Origin of the sequence: Paraburkholderia edwinii, from assembly GCF_019428685.1 — a bacterium.
GTDB classification, from domain to species: Bacteria; Pseudomonadota; Gammaproteobacteria; order Burkholderiales; family Burkholderiaceae; genus Paraburkholderia; species Paraburkholderia edwinii.
Map to the genome: position 1 here is coordinate 3,629,456 of NZ_CP080095.1, position 21,598 is coordinate 3,651,053.

Genomic DNA, 21,598 nt, shown 5'->3' on the forward strand with positions numbered 1-21,598 from the left:
TTTTTCCGCTGTATCGCTTTATCAGCAAAAGCGAAACAACTAGTATCTATACTGCATGCAAACTTGACATCGATAAAACCGGCAGCGGCTAACGGGACGCGTTAGGGTCTCCCGCTGCAGTTGGAGGGACACATGAATTCCCAGCAGTGGATTTCAGCTTCGACTGGAGTGACGGCGCAGGCGGCGCCTTCAGTGGTCTATGTGGTCGACGACGACGAAGCGATGCGCACCGCGCTGGGCGCGTTGCTGCGCTCGGTCGGCCTGCGCGTGGAAACCTTCGCCTCCTCGCGCGCGTTTCTCGATTACCCCAAGTCCGAGGCGCCGAGTTGTCTTGTGCTCGATGTCCGGTTACGCGGCGAAAGCGGCCTCGCGTTCCAGGAGGAAGCCGCCAAATGCGATATGCGCATTCCGATTGTCTTTATGACGGGGCATGGCGATATCGCGATGTCGGTCAAGGCAATGAAGGCCGGCGCACTCGACTTCTTTACCAAACCCTTTCGCGATCAGGACATGCTCGATGCGGTCGCGCATGCGCTTGCGCAGGACGCGAAACGCATCGACGCCGAGCACGCCGTTGCATCGGTACGCTCGTGCTACAACACGCTGACGCCGCGCGAACAGCAGGTCATGGAGTATGTGGTGGTCGGGCTCATGAACAAGCAGATCGCCGCGGAAATGAAGCTCTCCGAAATCACCGTGAAGATTCACCGCGGCCAGGTGATGAAGAAGATGGAGGCGCGCTCGGTGGCCGATCTCGTCAGGAAGGCGGAAGCGATCGGCATCGGCACGCATGGTGAACGCGCATCGTGACGCGCGCGTCACGTCACCCGACGTACGGCTGCGGCTTGGGCTGACGTGCGAAGCGAATCGCTGCCATGCCGCGCGCCAACGAGTTACGGATTACCGAGCGCGGTGGTCAACCAATGCGCGATCACATTCGCGTCGACAGGTTTTTCAAGCAGCGCCAACGCGCCTTGCGCCTGGGTCTGCGCATGCAGAACGGCAGTCGGAAATGCGGTAATGAAAATGGTCGGCGGCGCGCAGCCCTGTTTTAACAGGCAATCGTGCAGTTCAATGCCCGACATTCCGGGCATACGAATGTCGGAAATCAGAAACGAAGTTTGATTCACCCGGCCGGAATTGAGGTATGCCTCTGCGGACGCAAAATCGTTGACGTCCCAACCAAATGAACGGATCAGGCTTACGGTGGCAAGACGCACCGCGTCGTCGTCATCGACTATGCTAACAATATGGGACGTATCCACGCGGCGGACCCTGAGTTTCGACACTAACTCCGCAAATTTACGGATCCAGGCCGTGCCTTTTTCTCTTTGCTTTCAAGAGAATAGATTGCGGGATGCGGCCCGCAAATCATACAAACGTATAGCAGAACCGCCCATTGGCGGGGGTACATCGATGACTCGCGTCATGCAGTCGACCTCCGGCGCGAAGCAGCGGTCAACATTATTCAAATTGCATAATCCGGCAAAGCGGCATTCACACGCTTATTCACCCGCTTTATGCGCGGACCGAATTCGATCGCGAATTCCATCAATTAATTCGCGCCCACCTGCGTGTCTGTCGTAAATAAGAATCACAGCGATTTTGCGCCATTGAATGGGCAATCACGCCGCAGCGGATACGACAGATAAAACACGCTGCAAGACCGGCCGCCGGCTCTGCCGAAACAGCGCTTGTCGACAGAAGCCGCCGGCTGGATTCAACTCAGGATCAGTTGCCTGCTTCGTGCATGGTCAGGTTGTTTTTCACAGCCTTCACGCCCGTCACGCCTTGCGCGACGGTCGCGGCTTGCGCGATCTGCGACTGATCCTGGACCGTGCCATCGAGGGTAACCGTGCCGCCCCGCGCCACGATGCGGATATCGGACGACTCGATCTTGTGCGTCGTCAGTGCATGCCGCACCTGCCCTTCCAGCTTGTGATCGGCATGCCACTTCTGTTTATGGGTCGGCTTCGCCGCGGGCGCGGACGCCGCGGTGTCATCCTGCGCATGCGCGGCCTGGAAACCGAACGACAACATCAGGGCAAAACTGGTACCGACCAACATCTTCAACGGCTTATTCACGTGAACCTCCATCGTTGCCAAGGGTGATTAGTTTTCCGGGCGCCGACGGCGCCCGTTTCTTTGCTGCTGACTTTCTTCGTTGACTTCTTTTCTTCAACCCGCTTCGTTTTCAACCTGTGGCTTCAACTTCAAGCTCTGACTCTCCGGCTTCCTCGCCGATCGGCGCGACAAGCACGCATGCGGCGAGCATCATCGAGCCGGCGTTGGCCGGCGCAAGCCGATAGTGCGATGGACGATAGACCACATCCCCTCGCCGGATCTGCTGTCCGCTTAGTGCACAATAGCCGTCGATCGATGCTCGCGCAACGCGCCACACCTGGTCGCCGTAATGGCACGAGGTCGGATCGCCCCACGTGACAATGGCCGTCCTGCTGGTCGGCCGCTCGAGCACCCGGATGTGCGCTCCCCGTTCGCCTGACGCGCAGGCAACCGCCGCAACGCGCCTTCGCGCGCTGCGGCGGGCGGAAATCCGGTTGCCTGCTGCCGAGGCCATGCCATGGCTCGATGATCGATCTTCCGTACACGATAGTGAATCGAGCAGACACAACGTCTGCGACCACGGATCGGTCCGGCTCGGTTTCGCGTGCATCGAGCAGTCCCCCATCGTCGCTCGTGGAGGTCCTCGCGCGCTGCAATCCGCGAAGGCCACTTCAATCAGGCGGTCCCGCTACATTAGCGCGATATCCGGACACGAACCATTCCACTTACGTGTTACATCGCGCTACACGAAAGTTGAGCGGGATGATACAAAGGTTTAGCCAGATGTCGCAGTCGCGCTATACAGTCCGTCGCGGCGCCACAACTGGCTTGCCCGTTAGCAAAATACACGCTGCAACGGTCATGAACAGGTGTCCTCCGGCGCGCCGACGAACATCGCGTGCCGGCGCCGTCCGCATCGTGTAACCGAAGTCGACGGTCGGGCATAACGCGTAACTTCAGTTCGGTACGGCTACGACCACGACCTCTCGCACAATGGCCGGCTACCAGTTCCGCGAGGCGCTCTCTGAGGCGTCGCTCACGCGCGGCGATGTACGCCGCGTCGTGCATTTTTCGACAGCCCCGGTCCAGCGAGTCACCACACCATTCTGGGGCGATCAATGAACGAGAGCCCACCTCGGCAGACAGACTGGTCGTCAACTACGAAGAAACAGGCCCTTCACCGGTTCGCAAGCAGTAACTGCAACTGCTGGTAGCACCAGTGGTATGAATATGGTCTAATACGCCGCAGTGGTCGAAAGCTTGAACACCGTGCGCTCACGTTACGAGCATCGAAAATTAAACCCGATTTTTCGGGTAAGGGCTTCTTTTTCTTAAAAGTTGGCTTCCTGCTGTCCGTCGGCCATCGTACCGGCTGGACATATCTGTTGGACACCGCGTTCGCGGCTCAGATTTCTGTGGTCTACCTTATGCCAGCTTCTGGCATACAGTTTCGTCGTTTCCCGAAATGAGTCGCCGATGCGTGCGCCGATCGGCAATCCATCTGGTCGACAGGCCCACCCAGACGGGCCGCAGCGCACCTCGACTCTCCCTCTCTCTTTGCATCTCAACCTTCTTCCCTGACACGCAACCGGTTGTCCAGGCGTTTCTTCTGGCGACACACCGGTCAGTCGTCGACACTCTCCTGTTGCTTTCACCAGCAAATCAGCGCGTAACCTGATTCTGCGTTCTTTCCCGCCCTACTTCCTTTCGCCCGGCGCGTCCAACACGTGCTGCACGCCGCTTCCTGCTCTTTTCAATGTCGCTCCAGTCCTACCTTATCCATCTCGTCAACTCTTCTGTGACGTGCAGACGTCAGTTCAACTATCGGGTCGGGTGTCGCGCCTGACACGCCAGCCCGTCATTAGCTCAGTGATTCATCACATGTCCATTTGCCAGAACCGGTCAGCCCGAGGCGCTATCCCTAGCGGATCCCTAGCTCAACGCATTCCACGTCGAGGGCTAACCATTATCTGTAAAACCGTACGCCGCCCTCCCCGCGGCAATACGGATACGCATGTGCGGAGCATCGCACCGACGCACGAGACACGAGCGTGCACTGGGGAAACTCAGGAAGTCCGAGAAACGGGCATGTGGGCGTTCCGACCGCCCACCGCACTACGGGAAAACCAGAATGAGCGTAATGACGCAGGCAGTCCACAAGGCGGCAGTCAGCAGCAAACGGGCGGGCGGGAGCCTTGCCACACAACGAAACCGCCGACTTGATTCAGCGGGCCTGTTGCGATTTGCCCGCGAGATAGGCGAGCTGTACCCGTCGCTGGAAGACGTCCCCGAATGGGTAATCCATTTATATGCGCAATACTGCGCCGCGCAGGGGAAGGCGCCCGGTACCCTCGCGAACATCTTCTCCGCCATACGTGTTCTCAATGCCGTCGCAACGAAAAACGTCCACCCCGCCCCGACAAATAGAAGCCTGGGTATTGACCGCCGGGAGCGCAAGGGCAGGAAGCGGGCGCTGACAGAAGCTGAGATTGCACTCTTTCTTGAGCGAGCAAGATCGAGCGACGATGGCATCGTGCACATCGTCGGAATCGCCCGCGTTCTCGGCCTGAGGCGCAAGGAGGCATTGATGTGCGCCTACGACCTGCCAATGTGGCTTGAAGCGCTTGCGCGAGGAGATACGACGGTGCGCGTCATGAGAGGTGCCAAGAATGGACGGCCAAGACAAGTACGAATCATCCAGGCCCGGCGCGAGCAGACTCAACAGATCATAACTTCCGCATTGGCGTATGCAGAAGAGCACAACTTTCGCCTCATCCACGGAAAGAACACAACCCTGGAAGGCTCCATGGGCCGGCTGACGTTTCTTATTCAACGACTCGGAATGTCAGGCGAGAAAAGCTTTCACGCACTGCGCTATACCTATGCGCTTGAGAGCGCTAACGAGTTGCTGGAAAGTGGCACGTCACCTTATGAAACGCTGGTTCAACTTAGCGAGTGTTTAGGACACGGTCGTAGCAGGACTCAGATGATTCTTAACCACTACTGCCAGCCGATCAGGGACCGGTTTGAAGGATGTCCTGCTCTTGCCAGAAAAGACAATAAATTGCGACCAGCGCCGCCCCGTCCTCCGAGATCAATAGCACGACTGGATGCAAAGTCGCTTCACGCGACGCTAAGCGGATATCCGATCGGAAAGGCAACGGACCAGCCGGCGAATCGGCATCCTGACGAACATTCGCACTCTTAACAAAGCGAAAACAATATAAAAATGGAAACGTCATCTCTCAGAAGCCAGTTTCTGGATGCTCTCGATAGAAGCGGGTTTAACGATATGGTTCGCGATCGTGCGCTCGCCGCATGGTTCATCCTCGAAGCGATTCTTGCCGGACATCAGTGCGCCGCGGAAACATTGAAGACGATCCCGGCTGAATGCCTGTCCTGTCTCGCATACCGCCTTCCCAAAGACGATATCGAAACCATGCTGATTGACCTGGCAGCCATACGGGTAGTGCTTCTGCAAGCAGGCCACACACCTGCCTCTATCTCGGGGCTTCAGGTAACAGTAAGAAGGCGCCGGATCGAAAACACATCGAGTGGCAAATACCGCTATGTTAAGACCCTTGACGACCGGATACGTTGATCTCGAATTGCATGTTCGCATCGGCACGCGGTAACTTCATACACGGGTAGTTGCGTGGTCCCCGCACGGGCAAAGTGTTGTTGACGCACGCGCAAATGCCGGTACAGCGCGCCACGTTCGAGCAGAGCCGAGCGCAAAGCCGGATCGACGCACACTGTCTCGTGGGAAGCACGCCTAGCCCCTCAACCGTAAACATGCTGGGCAGCGACAGCGAATGGATGAAGCGTATCTTCGTCGCATCCTGCTTCAGCGGTGAGGTGCGAATGACGCTCCACCCATCGTTCGTCTCGAGAATAAGTGTATCGCGCTCGTCGCCGCGCCTGACTCGGCCGGCCCAGTGCTTTGTTTCAATCAAAAACTCCGAAAGGCGTAACCGCCCGATGATCCCGATGATCCACTTCAGCAGTCGGGAGCGTTTCACCCGGTGCGTGATTAAGGACGATGCCGTCAAAAATGCGGTGGTCGTCACCGCAAAGTCGCGCGAGGCACCGACGTAGCCCAGCCAACACCAGCGTCTCCCCATGCGCGCCCCGCATTTCGGATGGCACAGGTTCCGCGGCGTCAGCGTCAGACGCACATAGTTGCGCAGTCCGCTCGCGGAAACAGACCGAAAAAAGCCATGGCGCCGGCCATTGGCCCTATGATCGTCATGCTGGTTCTCCTTTCTGGTTAACGTAAAACCAGCCTACCGGCCCGAACGCAAAGTCAAGAAACCCTGACAAGCTCTGCGGCGCGCTAAGGAAAACCGAACCCCACCGCGGTGGGCAGATATCCTTCGCCCGGCGTTCTAGAGGTCATCGGCTGAGAGTTGTCCCAGTTTATTTGCCGAGTCGCGCGTTTAGGGGCGAAAAGCCGCACAAGATTGCGCGGCTTTTGCGCTCGACCACAGCTCGCAGTCAGGCGACATGGCACTGCACCTGCAGCCAACCGCAGAGACGGGATGTTTTCTTTTTCGTTTCCCATAGCGTATCTGCGTTGGCTCACGATCACTGACCCGTCCGAGCTCCTGATGTCATGAACTCGGACACCCGGCCACTGACTAACAGTAACAGGATGTCGCGGACGCGATGACCATCATGACATTTTCGCTTCGCTTATTAATTTACGATGTTAAAACGCAATGGATATATGTCGAAGATGTCTGATCAGTGTCGACGACGTTACGGCAGGATGGAAAGCCCCGGCGGTAGTCCCGAAAACGGCTGCCCCTCTGACACGGCGAGAGACACCATTCGGGTCGAGGTCCCAAGTGCCCGTGCAGTTTTTCTGAGATCCCCTCGTTGCTCGTAGAGTGTCTCCATTACCTTCTCTCGCGTTAACAGTGGGATGTCAATGCCGGAGGCCAGGTGGCCGGTCCTAGCGGACGAATCGCCAGCGCCCGCACCGACTGCATAGATTTTTAGCTCGTCAAGCAGAGCATATTTGCCGATCCAACGCACGAATAAACGCAAATGCGTGATGCGGTCGGTGAGTTCTTGGCCGTCTACGCCTTCCGACAACCAGCGGCCTATCAGATAGTGGAGGTGCTTGCTCCGGAAGTTCCAGGGCGTCTGTGGAGCGAAGCCGCCTGCACGGAGGACCTGGAAACCATGAAGCAGAATTGCGACCCGACGGCACTGCTTTTCGTTGGAAATGAGAAAGGTGGCCCCAGTGCGCGGATCAAATCCTTTCCCGATACGTGACCGGACAAGCTTGCGGAACTCGGTCTTGAACGCGCGCGGTAGACTGCTACAGGTAATGACATAACGATAATCGTGGACAGCGTGCATCTCGACTTTCCTTGTGTGAATGGGTGAGCGGCCGGCGCGTCGCGTCGGCCCGTCGTGAGCGCTGTTTATCAGGCCGCGCGTGCCATCGAACAGGAACCGGCTGATCCGACTAGACGCGGGCAGCATGCATCAGACGACGATCTTCGAGATGAACGTTGAAAGCTACCGCCATCGCACAGCCAGCGATAAGCAGAGCAGCCGGCTGCCGACAATCATCCGGCGACAACCATCACGAAGGAGCGAATGGAATGAACGCGCCCCACCCGCGAACGTGAGCGAAGGAAAAATGGACCTTCATATCGAGCAGAGGTATGTTGGTGCATTAACCAAGCCTTTATCACAGTAAATATCCAGGCGAAGCACAAAACAAAAGGCCGCATCCGAAGATGCGGCCTCGATGATCTGACCGGATTACCGGCCCAGAAAAGAACTTCTGCTATCGCGGTAAACGAACATACCGACGCTCGCGACCCTTGCCGGCATTGCGGTCCATCAGTGCACCGATTGCAGCCATGGCGAACGTGACGCCAAGCACAAAAAAACTGACATCCATGCTCAATCTCCCTTCCTCATGGAAAGCATGCCCCGAACAAAAGTTATCACAACAGCAATGACCAGGCTGATCTCCAGCCTCAGGTTTTCCCGTGTCCAGACATCGGTGGCATACCATAGCCCCGCCGCGCCCAGAAATGCAGAAGCGCACATTGCGTGACAGAACCTGCCGAACTGCTGCCTCTGATCGTCCGTCGGATCCAGAAACGGCCGCAAAATCCGGCCTAGCATGCTGACCGGTTTCGCTGGCGTCAATGTCCTGCCAATCGTGAAGTATCCCTCGGGCTGCCGGTCCAGCTGCACGATGTTTCCGTCAACTAGCGCGGATGCTGCGGCACTTGCTTCCACGCGACTCAGAATGAACATCGCGGTCACCAGTTTTGCCGAGGGATAGACATGCCCCTTATCACGCGCAAGATTCGCCCGGTCAGTAATCGTCAGTCCCGACGGATATTCGACCACTACATCGACAAATTCCATTCGTCCTCCTACCGGTGTTCAGGGTCGTTGCCAGCACTTGCACCGCGCCAGTCGCTGACTTCGGTGAATGCGTGACCGACAATCCTGGCGTCGGTTGCAGCATCCGCGTGGCGGGGCCCGGAGTCGAGCACGCTAAGAAGTTTCCGCATTACTTCCCTCATAAAAAGAAAAAGCGAGGTGCCCTTACGGGACACCTCGCCAGATGTGGACGGCCTATACGTCTAGCCGCGGTCGATCAAAAAATCGGACGTCGCGCCTTGCGAAGCCTGATCAACTCGGAAAAGTCGCTGAACACTGCGAGCATGGGAAGCGCATTTGCGTTTTCCGCACTCACTCGTGGGCACCCGACTCAGTTTTCAGGAAACGGAACGGTCCAGCGCCTGTCCGAACAGGAACCTCTTAGACAGACATCAGACGCGTCATATCGGCGCGGGTGACGACCGGATCATGCGAAATTGGAGATGAGATAACCGCCTTACATCGCCGATCTCGGAAGTCCAGCGTGGTTACTGATTCATGGATGACCTCACAAAAGGATGCTGCGCGACGAGCCCGCAGGCTGTGCAGCGCTCGATGTTTGACAAAACCGGCGAACGCCGGCAACGGGAACGGGTCAATCGGGAAGACACTTATCGTGCACGTCCACTGCGACGTAAGGTGCAGCGGGCTATGGATAGCTGATCGTCCTACCGCACACTTGGGAATCGGCGAGTATGGTCGCGCGGCGATATACAGGGCTGCTGAAGCCGGTCTATTCCATCAGGAAATCGCCTGCCCTGCGAAGCTTCCGCGCCGCAACACCGCCAATGACGAGGGATGTCGCGGCAATCGTGTCACCGGCGGCACGGAATAGACGGATGTACCGTCGGCTGTGGACAAATCCATTGCGGATTTCTGGGCGTGCCAACGCCCAGACACGCTCGATCGATGCGCCAGTGGCGCGGGGAAGACAAGGCCAGTATATGGTTCCATGTCGGGACCAAATACCCGAAACATCGACAAATCGCTATAGCTTTCGCCCTGTCATGTGGCTGTGCAGGGCTCGCCGCTCCGCGCGGTGCGTTTTTTACCATGTTGTCTGGCTCAACTACAACCGCCGCCGTGTCGCCAGACACCCTGTGTACCGGGCACTCGATCTGGCACAGAACCAAGCGATCGAGCCATCAGTCGGCCCTTTTTAGCAAGTCGAGAGCTAATGGCGGGTGTCGTCCAGTGTCGATCGGCACGCTAGAGCGCGTTTAAACCGATTCACGCGTTTCACACCTTAGACGTGCTTGCACAGCTCCTATGGACCTCAACATATCACGCAAAATCAATAACTTATCTTCAAATCCGTGTCAGACTATCCCAAAAAAGCAACCTGATCCGGATCAGGTTGCTCTGAGCAACAATGTTGATCGCGCAAGCTGATATTCATGTCGGCTTTCCTCAAAACGCTATCAAACGGCTAGCGAGAAGCACGGTATCAGCACAAATCCTGCCTGCTAACCACGTGAATTGGCGCTAGTACTCTAATACTCGTCAGCAACGACGACTATCAGGCCTGCTTTCCTGCTGAGGGATCCCCTCAAGATTCCGTATCGGCCAGGCATGGTGCGGCCGGAAAGTGCCGTCAACCGGTTGACGGCCTTAACCCAAAATGACGCGTAAAAACGCATAGCTTTTGAGGACGAACTCGAAACGCTTATATGCTAAAAACTAACTTCGCTCTGCCCTTCAACACAAACCGACCCTGGATGTCCGATCGCATGTTTAAACAGTCGTATGGTGTCCGGATGTGCCCCGAGTGCCATCAGCCGATTGACACTACTGTGAGTTCCTTGAGAAGCGCGCGTGGTGTATATCGTGGAGTTGCTTCCGCATTGACGGACGAGGCGTTAAACGCGGAATCCGCAACCAGGCTGCACAAAGAAATGCTTGAGAGAAAAGCTCATCCCACTGAGCTTGGCGAATTTTACCGAATAGCGTTAGCGCGCCAGCTTTGGGGTTCTCAGAAAAAACTGGCTCACGCCCTTCATGTATCTGCCGCGTCCGTGTCACGCGCGATATCGGCCGCAAATTTGCCGCGGCCGGTGCTAGACCTTTTTCTGGAAGCCGGGATGCCGAGCGCGCGGATGGCTCGCGCATTGGCGAAGCTAGTCGAATCCAAAGGTGCTGCCGCAATCGTGTCAAATGCCAACAAGCTATTGCATTTGCGCCTCACGCCCGATGAGATTTTCACCAGGCTGTGCGCGGGACATACCGCCCTGGAAAAATTTCCAACGACGTCAGTGGAGGTCATCACCGGATCGAGAGGACCTCGCCATTTACGAATTGACTCACCTGACATGGATCTTCTGATCACCTCATTGCCGAATATCCGGGCGATGGTCGAAGCGTGTTTGAGTCTAGAGGTCTCCCAGCTTCGCCGTCGCAAGCGATCGAATATTGTCCGGTAGAGTGCAACATCGGCCACACAACTACTGGCCAGCGATTGTGCAGTCGCCGATAACAAATGGCTGTTTTCGCGCTAATTATTGGCACATGCGGAATTCAGCCGTCAACCGGTTGACGGCCTCCCGGTCAGGCCACCCCTTATAAATCAACTGGTTACAAGGTCACACGTGTGTAAGGTGTGAATTCGACCCGCCCCAGTCTCATCCCACACTTTCGACAGGTTGGCTTGAATCTAACAAGCCAGCCGCCACCAGGTCGCATAGCCGCCTCATGCTCTTTGTGCTTATCGGCGACGGGGTGCCGCGGATGTGGGTGTCGTGGGCGCGATTGCAATAAGGCCTGACATTCATTTTAGAAACAACGAACGGGCCGACCTGTGGCAATGCAAGTCGCACCTTTCCCGGACCACCTGAAAGCTTTCGAGAAAATGCCCGTCACAAAGCAGTACATGGCCTATTCATGAAGTCATGAAGCAAAGGCGGGTCAGACGAAACCGTCATCAGGTCTGTCCGCGCCGCCTTACCGGTACTGTCCGCTCGCTGGTGGCGACCACACGTCGCGTATGTCCGGGGCCGAACGCCACCCAAGTGCCCGGCGGTGCGCAAACTCGCTGGATAGGGATTCGCACTGGCCGAGCAGCCAGCCGCAACATGCCCAGAACATCAACACAGTCGACTGCCACATGAAGTCGTCCGTCATATTTTTCGCGAGCATGCCGAACAGAAGCGCCAGCCCTGCCCGGCACAGCATCGGGCGCGTGACGCGCAACGCGTAGAAGCGCCGGCCGATGCTCGCGAACAGCACGAGCTGCAGCGCGAGACCGATCACACCGGTTTGCAAAAGCGTGTTCAGAAACAGGTTATGCGCGTGCGTCTTTACGTTCTCGTCAAGCCTGTATAGCGCAGCGGGAACGAGGCGCCCATAGGCAAGCGCGGGCAGCGGTTTGCCAAAGCCGACGCCGAGCCACGGATGCTGATGCACTTGGCCTGCATAGAATGCCCAGATTTTCGGACGCGTGTCGTGGGACGTCGCCACGTCGATGCCGCCCAGATGGTCCAGGCGTTCGAACAGATTCGGCGGCACTCCGGTGTTTACAACGCGCTTCGATTCGGCAGACGAAGACGCATGGGCAGGTCCCTGCATCACACCCGCGCCGCTGCCTTGAGCGATCGCTGCCGGCACGAGCGCCGTCAAGCGTACCCGGTTGCTCAGCAGCGTCGCGCAAGCGATGGCCATCAGCAGCGCGCCGAGCATCAGATACGCGCGGCGCCGCGATTCCCGCGCGCCGCCCGCGCGCGGCCACAGCAACACGATGCAGACGACCGCCAGCGCGATCCAGAAGAAGCGGTTCAGCGTCGCCGCGCCGATCACGATACAAAAGAGAATACCGACGACACCGAGCAGCCGCGTCTTGCGCACCGCCGCCTTCGCGGCGAATACGGAAATCGCCATGAGCGCGACCGTGCTCGTGTGGCCGACGCGCGCGTAGAAGTGCAGCAGGCCCGGTTTCGGTGCAGCGGGATCGAGAAAATGAAAGCCGACGACACTCGCGACCGCCAGCGCGCCGCACGCGAGCCACGACGCGGCCTGCATGCGCCGCTGATGCACGGCCTCGCGCCCGAGCAGCCAGAACGCGAAAAAGCACACGCCCGGATAGGCGATTTCGTCGAGCCACGCATGCAGGGTGGCTTGCGGGTCGACACTCCAGACGGTGGACAGCAGCGCCCATCCGGCCCACAGGCCGAGCGGTAGCAACAGGGGAAAGCGGATCTCGCCCGGCGCGTGCACGAGCGATTGAACAACGAGAAAGACGGTGATCGCGACCACGACACCGATCGCGGCGAATTTGATCGCCATCATATGATCGAACATCACGACGAACAGAAGCACGGCGCAAAAAGCCGATAGCACTTCCCCGGCCCACGATCTAAGTCTCAGGTTCACGGTAAATTTTTCCTCGGACAGGTGGGCCGGGGACGATATTACGTGATATGCGCGACGAATGTGTGTCGTGCATACCGAAATCGCCTGACACGTGCGGTCAGAATGACGCGATTTCGTGTGCGCACGGACTCATGAGAAAATGACGCCCGCTTGCACGCCGTGCTCCTTTTTAGCGAAGCGGAAGCCGCCGCGGTTTGTCCGAAGGCGCTGCGTCTGCCGCCGACGTCAATCACTCAATGAAAAATATTTCCGCGGCCCATGTCGCCGTTCTGATCCCTTGCTACAACGAAGAAGCGACGATCGAGGCCGTCGTGCGGGACTTCGCAGCGCAGTTGCCCGGCGCCCGTATCTATGTGTTCGACAATAATTCGTCGGACCTTACGGTCGAGCGCGCGTCGAAGGCCGGCGCGATCGTGCGGCGCGTGGCCTACCAGGGTAAAGGCAACGTCGTGCGGCGCATGTTCGCCGATGTCGAAGCGCACGTGTATGTGCTCGTCGACGGCGACGATACCTACGAAGCCGCCGACGCGCCTGCGTTTATCGACCGGCTGATCGACGAAGACCTCGATATGGTGGTCGGCGCGCGCGTTTCCGATGAAGAACTCGCGTACCGGCGCGGCCATCGCTTCGGCAATGTGCTGCTCACGCGTTTCGCGGCGCGCATTTTCGGCAATTCGTTTTCCGACATGCTGTCCGGGTACCGGATTTTCTCGCGCCGCTTCGTGAAGTCGTTTCCCGCGCATTCGACCGGCTTCGAGATCGAGACTGAACTCGCCGTGCATGCGCTCGAATTGCGCATGCCGGTCGCCGAAATCAGCACCGCTTACCGGTCACGGCCCGAGGGCTCGGCGAGCAAACTCAATACGTATCGCGACGGCATTCGCATTCTGTTGATGATTCTGCGTCTGTTCAAAATCGAAAAACCCTTGCTGTTCTTTTCGATCGGATTCGCCGTGTGCGCGCTTGCGTCGATCCTGCTTGCGGTGCCGGTCTTCGAAACCTACGTCGAAACCGGGCTCGTGCCGCGGCTGCCGACCGCCCTGCTGTGTGCCGCGCTGATGCTGTTCGGTACCTTGCTGCTCGTCTGCGGGCTCGTGCTCGATACCGTCACACGCGGGCGCGCGGAGGCAAAGCGATTTGCGTATCTGAGCGTGCCCGCTCCATCGAACGCGCTCCGGCAACCGGCGTCGTTACTGAATGAATAGTCAGCTCTTGCGGTTCGTCATCGTCGGCACGGTGGGGTTCGTGGTCGATGCTTCGGTGCTTTATCTGTGTCTGCATCTGGGCGCCGGGTATTACCTCGGGCGGGCGGTGTCGTTTCTGGCCGCCGTCTATACGACGTGGCAGTTGAACCGGCGCTTTACGTTCACGCCCGTGAAAGACGGTTCGATCTGGCGTGAAGGTGGCCGCTATCTGCTGGCGATGTGCGGCGGCGGGCTCGTCAACTACGGCGCGTATTGCGCGGCGATCGCGGTACTGCCGAAAAATGCGCTATTGCCATTGTTCGGGGTGGCGGCAGGTTCGCTCGCAGGGCTGGTTTTCAATTTTCTGGTGGCCCGGCATTGGGTCTATAAACCGGGGCATTAAAAGATGTCGACTGCTTCGAAGCCCCAGCCTTCACGTCATGCATCCGGATGGTTTGCGCGCCTGCGGGCAATCGATCTGAACAACGCGAGCGCACTACGGCGTGCGCGCATTATTGTGCCGGTGCTGTTCGGGTTGTATTCGTTGTGGCTCGGCGCCGACGCAAACTGGGATCTGTACAACTATCACATGTACAACCCGTTCGCGTGGCTGCACGGGAAGCTGCTGCTCGATATGGCGCCCGCCGGCGTGCAGTCGTACTTCAACCCGCTGCTCGACTCGTTGTTCTATCACGCGAACACGCATCTGCCGTCGCGCGTGGTCGGCTTTTGCCTCGGTGCGCTGCATGGGTTGAGCTTCGTCTTCATTCTGTCGATCGCGCAAAGCGTTCTGTCGTCCTTGCCTGACGAGGATCGATACCGCGTCCCGCTGCTGCTTGCGCTGGCTGGTTGCCTCACCGCCAATTTTCTCTCCGGGCTCGGCAACTCGATGGGCGACGACACGACCGCCCTCTTCAGTCTCGCGGCGTTGGCGGTGCTGCTGTCGAACTGGGACCGGCTTGGCGTGTGGGCCGGGCGTGCGGTGGCCGTGTGCGTTGGCGCCGGCGTGCTCGTCGGGCTCGGCGTGGGCCTGAAGCTAACCAATGCGGTCTACGCTGTGGCAATGTGCACGGCGCTGCTGTTCTATCCAGCACGAGGCATCGTCAGGCTGCGCATAGCGTTTCTGTTTGGCGTGGGCGTGCTGGTGGGCTTCGCGGCAACCGGCGGCTACTGGCTGTTCCACATGTGGAAGACGTTCGGCAATCCGCTCTATCCGCAGTTTGGCGCGTACTTTCCGACTCCGTTCGCACAGCCCGACGTGATGGGCGACCCGCGCTGGCGGCCGCATGGATGGTTCGAGACGGTGCTGTGGCCGTTTATCTTTACCGCGAACTCGCAGCGCGTCGGCGAAACGCCAATCCGGCAGATCATCTGGCCGATCGCGTACGTGCTGTTCTGGGTGTGGCTGGGTGTGTCCGGAATGCGGTGGCTTAGGCACCGCGGCCGTGAGGAGGCCTCGACCACCGCGATCGAGCCGCGTGCGCGCTTTGTCGTCGCGTTCGTGGCGCTCGGATACTTCGTCTGGATGGAAGGCTTCAGCATTTATCGCTACATCGTGGTGGCCGAGGTGCTGGTGCCGCTCGTCGTGTGGCTGCTCGTGCAGCAGCTGCTGCCGTACCGGCCGGCACGCAAGCTCGCAAGTTGGCTTCTGGTGGTGGCGAGCGCCGTGGTTGTCACGGGCGGCGCGCGCACCTGGGGGCACGAAGGCTGGTCCGATCCGCTCTGGCATGCGGAACTGCCCTCCATTGCCGAGCCACAACGAACGACGGTGGTGCTCTCGTCGACCCGCGGGTCTTCATGGACGTGGCTCGCGACGCTGTTCCCGGACCAGATCGCCTTCATGCAGGTCGATAGCAGTTTTCCGGGAACGCCGGCGTTTTACGACCGCATGCGCGAAGTGGCAAGGCAGCGCGGCGGCCCGATCTACGCGATCGTGTACGGCGAGCGCAACTGGCGAATCGATAACGTCGCGGACGCGAACCGGCTGGTCGACAGCATTGGGCTGACGGGCAGCGAAAGCGGCTGCAATGCGCTGCGTTGGGCGGTGAAGCGTCTGCATTTGCATGCGTCCGTCGGAGCGGCTACGGGTGCGGGCAAACAATGCCAGTTGGGCCTGCGCGCGGACGATGTCAAAGACGTCGCGGCGGAGAATGCTGCGTCTGTCGAACGCGCGATACCGATCTACGAGCGCAACGGCTTCATTCTGGACCCATCGACCTGCACATCGTATCGCTCGGGAATCGGCAAGGGCGTCCTGATCTATCAATGGTGCCGTGTGTCGTTGCACGATGGGCGCTGATCGTTTCGCCCTTCCTGTTTTTAGTCCCTTCCTGGATCCTTGAACCCTTATGCCGAACACGGCCAATGCATCGAAACCGCGCTTGCCGCACCGTGCCGCCCGATGGTTCGCGCGCTTGCGCGACATCGACCTGAACACCGCTGAGGCATGGCGCCGCGCACGCATCGCGATGCCCGTTCTATTCGGTCTTTATTCGCTGTGGCTTGGGCAGGACCGCAACTGGGACCAGCTGAACTATCACATCTACAACGCGTTCGCGCTGCTCAACGACAAGCTGTCGATCGACCTTGCGCCTGCCGGCATGCAGACGTACTTCAATCCGCTGCTCGACGTCGTTCCATGGCTGCTCTACAAGCACCTGCCGGCGCCGTTGGTCGGCTTCGCGTTCGGTGTGATGCACGGCCTTGCGTTCGTGCTTGTGCTCGAGATCGCGCGCAACGTGTTAAGCAGCCTGTCGTCGGACGAGCGCTACCGGACGCCGCTGTTGCTTGCGATTGCAGGCTGCCTGACGGCCAATTTCCTTGTCGGCATCGGCAATACGATGGGCGACAACACCACCGCATTGCTCGTGCTGGCCTCCGTAGCGCTGATCCTGAACCGCTGGCAGCAACTCACCGCCCTCTCGGCTCGCACCTTCGCGTATGCGTTTGTGGCGGGCCTGCTCGTGGGCTGCGCCGCCGGGCTCAAACTGACCAACGCGGTTTACACGATCGCGGTCTGCGCCGCGTGCCTGACTTTGCCCGGCAGCGCGATCGTGAGACTGCGCACGGCGTTCATCGTCGGGCTCGGGATACTCGCGGGCACTGCCGCGACCGCCGGATACTGGTTCATGAAGATGTGGAGCGTGTTCCACAACCCGGTGTTTCCGCAGTTCAGCAATATCTTTCCGAATGAGCTCGTTTACCCGATGGCCGTCGCGGATTGGCGCTGGTTTCCGACCAGCTGGGTCGAAGCGCTGTTCTGGCCGTTTATTTTTTCGTGGAATTCGCACCGCGTAAATGAACTCAACGTTCATCAGATTATCTGGGCGCTGCTCTATGCAAGCCTGATCGTTTGGGCGCCGGTTGCAGCATGGCGCGTTTTGCGCGCGCGCAAAGCGACAGACGCCCCGTCTTCCGGCATCGATGCGAAGCAGGCGTTTGTACTGGTCTTCATTAGCGTCGGCTACATCGTCTGGGTGAAGATGTTCAGCATCTACCGTTACACGGTGGCCATGGAAATGCTGACGCCGCTGGCGTTATACGTCGTGCTGACCGACCTGCTGCCGAAACGGCGAGGCAAACGTGTTGCACGTATTGCGATCGTTGTGGCGACGCTGGTCGTCGTATTGGGCGGCGCGCCAACGTTCGGCCATGAAAAGTGGGCCTGGCGCGCATTTCGCGCCGAAGTACCAACGCTCGCCGATCCCGCGCGTACGACGATCGTGATTGTCGGCGGGTCGTCCGGTTGGGGCTGGCTCGCATCGTTTTATCCGGCGAACGTCGCGTTTGCCAAAGTGGAGCCGAACTTCGCCGCCACGCCGGCCTACGACGAAAAGTTGAAGGCGATGATCGAGCAACGCGGCGGCCCTGCATTCGTCGTGACGAAAGGCTATGAAAACTGGCGCATTGCGAACGTCGCGAAGGTGGAGTCGATCGTGCGCGGTCTCGGCCTGATGGACTCGCCCGGCGGATGCGCCCGGGTGCACTGGACGGTCGAGCGGCTGCGCCTGCATGCGTCGGTTATCGACAACGCCGATGGAACGTGCCGCCTCGGCCTGCGCGCCGACGACAAGCGCGATATGGCGACCGAGAACATGGCCGAAGCCTCGCGCATCAACGAACAGTTAAAGGCGCACGGCATGTCGCTACTGTCGCTGCAATGCGAGCGCCATGATGCGCGTTTCGGCGACGGGGCGATGGCTTACCAGTTGTGCCCGCTCGATACGCGTTTCAAACGCTAACGAATGCGTGCGGCCTTCGGGCGCGCACTTCGGGGCAGAGCATCGGCAAGCCCTGCCCGTCCGGATCTCACACGGCTCGCGGCGTGGCGTTTCCGCCCTGACTGCTGGTCAAACGCTCATCTTTTGTCGCTGCCCGGCTACGGTAACCGCAGCCGAGCAGAATGCCTGAAAGCAGCACCAGCATATGCCCTTCGGTAAAGTCGAGCAGCATCGAGTTCGCCAGACAGCCGATCGCGAAGGCGGCAAGCCAGGCAAGCAACAGATGACGTGAACGCCGCTCGAGCGAAGCCGCGTCGCGCGCGATCTGCACCAGCAGATTGACGAAGAGCGCGATGCCTAGCCCGCCCAGCTGCACCCCCAGCAACAGATATTCGTTGTGCGGGTTATGTGTCGGCAGGCCTTCCGCGCCGGTCTTGCCGGCAGTCAGTTTCGTGAACTCCGTGCCGAGGCCCGCTGTGCCGTATCCGAAAACCGGGCGCTGCTTGATCAGTTCCAGGCTCTTGCGATACCACTCGAGACGCAAACCCGACGAGGTCACGGCATCGGTCTGGCGGTATTCGCGCACTTCCGAGGCCACCTGCAGCAGACGGCCGCTCGGCACCGAACAGGCTACAATCAGCGTCACCCCCGCCACCGCGACGAGCGCGGCTCCGCACAGCACCGGATGCAGGCGCAGCTGGCTGCGATTAACGAACGACAATCGCACTGCGACGACAAGCAAAAAGATCAGCGCAACGATCTGCGCGGTACGCCCCTGAAGCATGACAAGCACATTGACGAATGCGAGTGCGGCAACCGCTGCCAGAAAAAGGCGCCAACGCGGGCTACGCGCCGCGAACGCAAAATCGGCAGCCTGGTAGAACAGCAGCGCGCTGAGCATGCCGCCGGAAATGCGGTTCTTGAACACCCATGCGCGCGTATCCGGCTCAAGCGGATTATGCGCGGGGCCGAGCGCGGTCAGGCCGATGTAGTTGGTCGTGGAAAGCACCGCGACCACGGCGAGCGTCGCGAACAGGCTGCGGCACACAATGGCCTGCCAATTGGCGTCGGCGTCTTCGAATGCGATAACGGCGAACGGCAGGATCAATAGCTTCAGATATTTACCGAGCCAGGACCAGGCTTCCTGATGCGGCGCCACCGTGTAACCGACGCCCACGACCAGCGCGCCGAACAGCAGCAACGCGGAAAGCGCCGAGCGGTGACGAAGCACCGACGGCAAATTGCGCCAAAACTCGGGAGCGCTAAGCAGCACGAGCACAAAAAGCGCACAGGCGATGTTGGTCACCGCTGTCGATAGAGGCACCATGCAAAGGGCGACGACCGCGCAACAACGCGCCGCCGTGATCCGGTGAGACGGATTTTTTCGGATGTCCTGCATCGATACTTGCAATTCATTGCTCCACTAAAGACGGTGTGTCGATCACATCCGCCGGCTGATTCGGTTCAAGAACGTGCTCCGCTTGATGGAGCCCGCGTTCGGCACGCGTGGTGCCCTGCGCAAGGCGGGCGATCACGCGGTCCTGATTCTGTTTCTCCCGGTCTCGCGCTTCGTGGGGGTGCCACAGATGGAGCACCTCCGTCGCGTAGAATCCGTTCTTTCGCGCGACGCCCGCATTGTGCAGGCGAACCACGAGATCCGCATCTTCATGTCCCCAGCCCGTGAACGTTTCGTCGAAGCCGTTGATCGCTTCGAGATCCGAACGCCACGCGGCCAGATTGCAGGTCTTGATGCCGCGCCAGACGAAACCCTTGACACGGCGTTGAGCGATATCGGGCACCCGTGTGAACAACGGCAGCAACTTGTTGATCTGCCCGGCCGCGCGCTGACGCCACCAGAACCCCGCCGACAGCTGGTAAATGGGCAGGCGCCGCGCGAGCGCCGCTTCAGTCAGCTTCTGGCCAAGCAAGATACGGCTGCCGGTGACGACGGTACGCGGCGCCGCCAGCGCGCGGTGCCGCGCGATGAAATCGCGTTGCGGCACACAATCGCCATCGAGGAAGATCACATACTGCCCGCGCGCGCGCGCAATGCCCTTGTTGCGGCTGGCTGCCGCGCGAAAGCCTTCGTCCGCTTGCCAGACATGGGTAACGGGCACCGGGGCCCGTAGCGCCATGTGCTCGATCATGTCGCGCGTCGGCGCGCCGGAGCCGTCGTCGGCGATCACGATCTCGAAGTTGCGATCGGTCTGCGCGAAGCATCCGTCAAGCACCAGCTGCAGCGCATCGGGACGATTGTAGGTCGTGATGACGACCGTCATCAGGTCGGTGCTCTTTATTATCTGTGTCATTTTTCATTTCTTCTAATTATGCTGATTGGTTGTAGATTGCTTTTGCAATTAACCCGTCAATTCTTTACTTGTTTTTGCCGGCCCCCGCCAGCATTAACTTCAGGTAGCGATAATAGCTGCCTTCCGCATTGGAAATCGCGATTATAAGGCCGGCCCGACCGTCCAGAAACCCTCGCTTAAGCAGGTAACTGCGCACGAAAGTCCAGAAGCCATGCGCCATCGCGCACCCCAGTCCGCCATGCGAGCCTCTCTCGAACCGTTGGCGCGCACCGGCGCTCGAATAAGCGTTGAGCTTATGCAAAACGGTTTCGAAGTCGTCGTAGGAGTAATGCAGCAACTTGCCCGTGAGATTGGCCGCGGGCGATTCGAATATGAGCCGCTCGTGCACGAGATCATCGGAAAAGCGCGCGGCGCCGCGTTTGAAAAGCCGCGGCACCCAATCCGGATACCAGCCGCTATGCCGCATCCAGTGGCCGCAAAAATTCGACAGGCGATCGAGCGCATAGACCTCCGCGCGTGGCGCATCGATTGCGGCGCGAATCGAGGCGGCCAGTTCAGGCGTGACGACTTCGTCTGTGTCGATGGACAGGATCCAGTCGGTCGACAGAGCGGCGACAGCCCGGTTCTTTTGCGGACCGAAACCCGGCCACTCGCGCTCGACGATCACCCGCGCGCCGTGCGCCCCGGCGATGGCCGCCGTGCCGTCGGTGCTGCCGCCGTCGATCACGACGATCTCATCGGCAAAGGCGACGGCTTCAAGGCATTGCGCAAGCCGCGTCGCGCTATTGAGCGCGATCAGCGCAACGCCCAGGCTTGGCCGGGGCGAAGGACGCAACTGTTCGGGCATTGCTCGGCTCTCGATGCAAAAGGAAAGCGAGTATACCGTTGCCTTACTAAAGAAAGATGAGCCAGCGCGGGGCGTGTATTCCTTTCGCGACACCCGGCAATCTGCGTCACGCTGGCTCGTCAAGTTCCGCCGCTGCTAAAATGCCGGATTTGCCGAACCCATTTCCATCCCCATTTCGACGCTTTTAATGAC

The 21,598-nt window shown here is 59.4% G+C and carries 19 protein-coding genes; 10 read left to right on the forward strand and 9 right to left on the reverse strand.

All coding sequences use genetic code 11. From position 1 onward, the window contains the following. Positions 1-132 precede the first annotated feature (132 nt). On the forward strand, positions 133-810 hold the full coding sequence (locus tag KZJ38_RS16035) for a response regulator transcription factor (protein ID WP_219797111.1): 678 nt from the start codon (positions 133-135) through the stop codon (positions 808-810). A gap of 83 nt (positions 811-893) precedes the next feature. Here KZJ38_RS16035 and KZJ38_RS16040 read toward each other — a convergent pair whose 3' ends face one another. The 3 genes from KZJ38_RS16040 to KZJ38_RS16050 form a co-directional block, all read right to left on the reverse strand. Then, positions 894-1,289 (reverse strand): response regulator transcription factor, encoded by a 396-nt coding sequence (locus tag KZJ38_RS16040; protein WP_246641496.1) that lies wholly within the window; start codon positions 1,287-1,289, stop codon positions 894-896. A 442-nt stretch (positions 1,290-1,731) separates the two neighbouring features. Beyond that, the gene (locus KZJ38_RS16045) at positions 1,732-2,085 is read right to left on the reverse strand and encodes a BON domain-containing protein (protein ID WP_219797112.1); all 354 of its coding nucleotides are present in this window, start codon (positions 2,083-2,085) and stop codon (positions 1,732-1,734) included. Between the two features lie 109 nt (positions 2,086-2,194). Beyond that, complete coding sequence (locus KZJ38_RS16050) at positions 2,195-2,578, reverse strand: DUF3331 domain-containing protein (protein WP_246641497.1); 384 nt, start codon at positions 2,576-2,578, stop codon at positions 2,195-2,197. 1,617 nt (positions 2,579-4,195) lie between these two features. Between KZJ38_RS16050 and KZJ38_RS16055 the strand changes: the two genes are divergently transcribed. The 3 genes from KZJ38_RS16055 (at position 4,196) to KZJ38_RS16065 (ending at position 6,162) form a co-directional block, all read left to right on the forward strand. After that, complete coding sequence (locus KZJ38_RS16055; protein WP_246641498.1) at positions 4,196-5,272, forward strand: integrase domain-containing protein; 1,077 nt, start codon at positions 4,196-4,198, stop codon at positions 5,270-5,272. Between the two features lie 21 nt (positions 5,273-5,293). Continuing rightward, entirely contained in the window at positions 5,294-5,665 is a 372-nt protein-coding gene (locus tag KZJ38_RS16060; protein WP_219797116.1) for a hypothetical protein, read from the forward strand. Positions 5,666-5,859: 194 nt separating this feature from the next. Further along, positions 5,860-6,162, forward strand: a complete 303-nt coding sequence (locus tag KZJ38_RS16065; protein WP_219797117.1) for a hypothetical protein — start codon at positions 5,860-5,862, stop codon at positions 6,160-6,162. Between the two features lie 663 nt (positions 6,163-6,825). Here KZJ38_RS16065 and KZJ38_RS16070 read toward each other — a convergent pair. After that, positions 6,826-7,434 (reverse strand): hypothetical protein, encoded by a 609-nt coding sequence (locus KZJ38_RS16070; protein WP_246641499.1) that lies wholly within the window; start codon positions 7,432-7,434, stop codon positions 6,826-6,828. Between the two features lie 124 nt (positions 7,435-7,558). On the opposite strand from KZJ38_RS16070, the gene KZJ38_RS16075 reads away from it, so the two are divergent. After that, positions 7,559-7,780 carry a hypothetical protein gene (locus KZJ38_RS16075; RefSeq protein ID WP_246641500.1) on the forward strand — a complete coding sequence of 74 codons (222 nt, stop codon included), beginning with the start codon at positions 7,559-7,561 and terminating at the stop codon, positions 7,778-7,780. 209 nt (positions 7,781-7,989) lie between these two features. On the opposite strand, the gene KZJ38_RS16080 is transcribed toward KZJ38_RS16075, so the two are convergent. Further along, entirely contained in the window at positions 7,990-8,466 is a 477-nt protein-coding gene (locus KZJ38_RS16080) for a hypothetical protein (protein ID WP_219797119.1), read from the reverse strand. Positions 8,467-10,328: 1,862 nt separating this feature from the next. Here KZJ38_RS16080 and KZJ38_RS16085 point away from each other — a divergent pair. Beyond that, positions 10,329-10,904 carry a hypothetical protein gene (locus KZJ38_RS16085; RefSeq protein ID WP_219797120.1) on the forward strand — a complete coding sequence of 192 codons (576 nt, stop codon included), beginning with the start codon at positions 10,329-10,331 and terminating at the stop codon, positions 10,902-10,904. 517 nt (positions 10,905-11,421) lie between these two features. Here KZJ38_RS16085 and KZJ38_RS16090 read toward each other — a convergent pair. After that, entirely contained in the window at positions 11,422-12,846 is a 1,425-nt protein-coding gene (locus KZJ38_RS16090; RefSeq protein ID WP_219797122.1) for an O-antigen ligase family protein, read from the reverse strand. A gap of 236 nt (positions 12,847-13,082) precedes the next feature. Between KZJ38_RS16090 and KZJ38_RS16095 the strand changes: the two genes are divergently transcribed. From KZJ38_RS16095 to KZJ38_RS16110, 4 genes are read left to right on the forward strand one after another with little or no spacing between them, the layout of a single operon-like run. Next, the gene (locus KZJ38_RS16095) at positions 13,083-14,051 is read left to right on the forward strand and encodes a glycosyltransferase family 2 protein (RefSeq protein WP_219797124.1); all 969 of its coding nucleotides are present in this window, start codon (positions 13,083-13,085) and stop codon (positions 14,049-14,051) included. Further along, a complete protein-coding gene (locus KZJ38_RS16100) occupies positions 14,044-14,433 on the forward strand; it encodes a GtrA family protein (RefSeq protein ID WP_219797126.1) in 390 nt (129 codons plus the stop codon). The genes KZJ38_RS16095 and KZJ38_RS16100 overlap by 8 nt, the downstream gene beginning before the upstream one ends. Positions 14,434-14,436: 3 nt before the next feature. Further along, positions 14,437-16,329: a hypothetical protein gene (locus KZJ38_RS16105; RefSeq protein WP_219797128.1), complete on the forward strand. Its 1,893-nt coding sequence runs from the start codon at positions 14,437-14,439 to the stop codon at positions 16,327-16,329. Between the two features lie 49 nt (positions 16,330-16,378). Beyond that, a complete protein-coding gene (locus tag KZJ38_RS16110) occupies positions 16,379-18,271 on the forward strand; it encodes a hypothetical protein (protein WP_219797129.1) in 1,893 nt (630 codons plus the stop codon). Between the two features lie 67 nt (positions 18,272-18,338). Here KZJ38_RS16110 and KZJ38_RS16115 read toward each other — a convergent pair whose 3' ends face one another. The 3 genes from KZJ38_RS16115 to KZJ38_RS16125 all read right to left on the reverse strand — a co-directional run bounded on the left by KZJ38_RS16115 (position 18,339) and on the right by KZJ38_RS16125 (position 21,406). Next, entirely contained in the window at positions 18,339-19,577 is a 1,239-nt protein-coding gene (locus KZJ38_RS16115) for an O-antigen ligase family protein (RefSeq protein WP_219797131.1), read from the reverse strand. Between the two features lie 85 nt (positions 19,578-19,662). Further along, entirely contained in the window at positions 19,663-20,559 is an 897-nt protein-coding gene (locus tag KZJ38_RS16120; RefSeq protein ID WP_219797133.1) for a glycosyltransferase family 2 protein, read from the reverse strand. 64 nt (positions 20,560-20,623) lie between these two features. After that, complete coding sequence (locus KZJ38_RS16125) at positions 20,624-21,406, reverse strand: glycosyltransferase family 2 protein (protein ID WP_219800385.1); 783 nt, start codon at positions 21,404-21,406, stop codon at positions 20,624-20,626. Positions 21,407-21,598 lie beyond the last annotated feature (192 nt).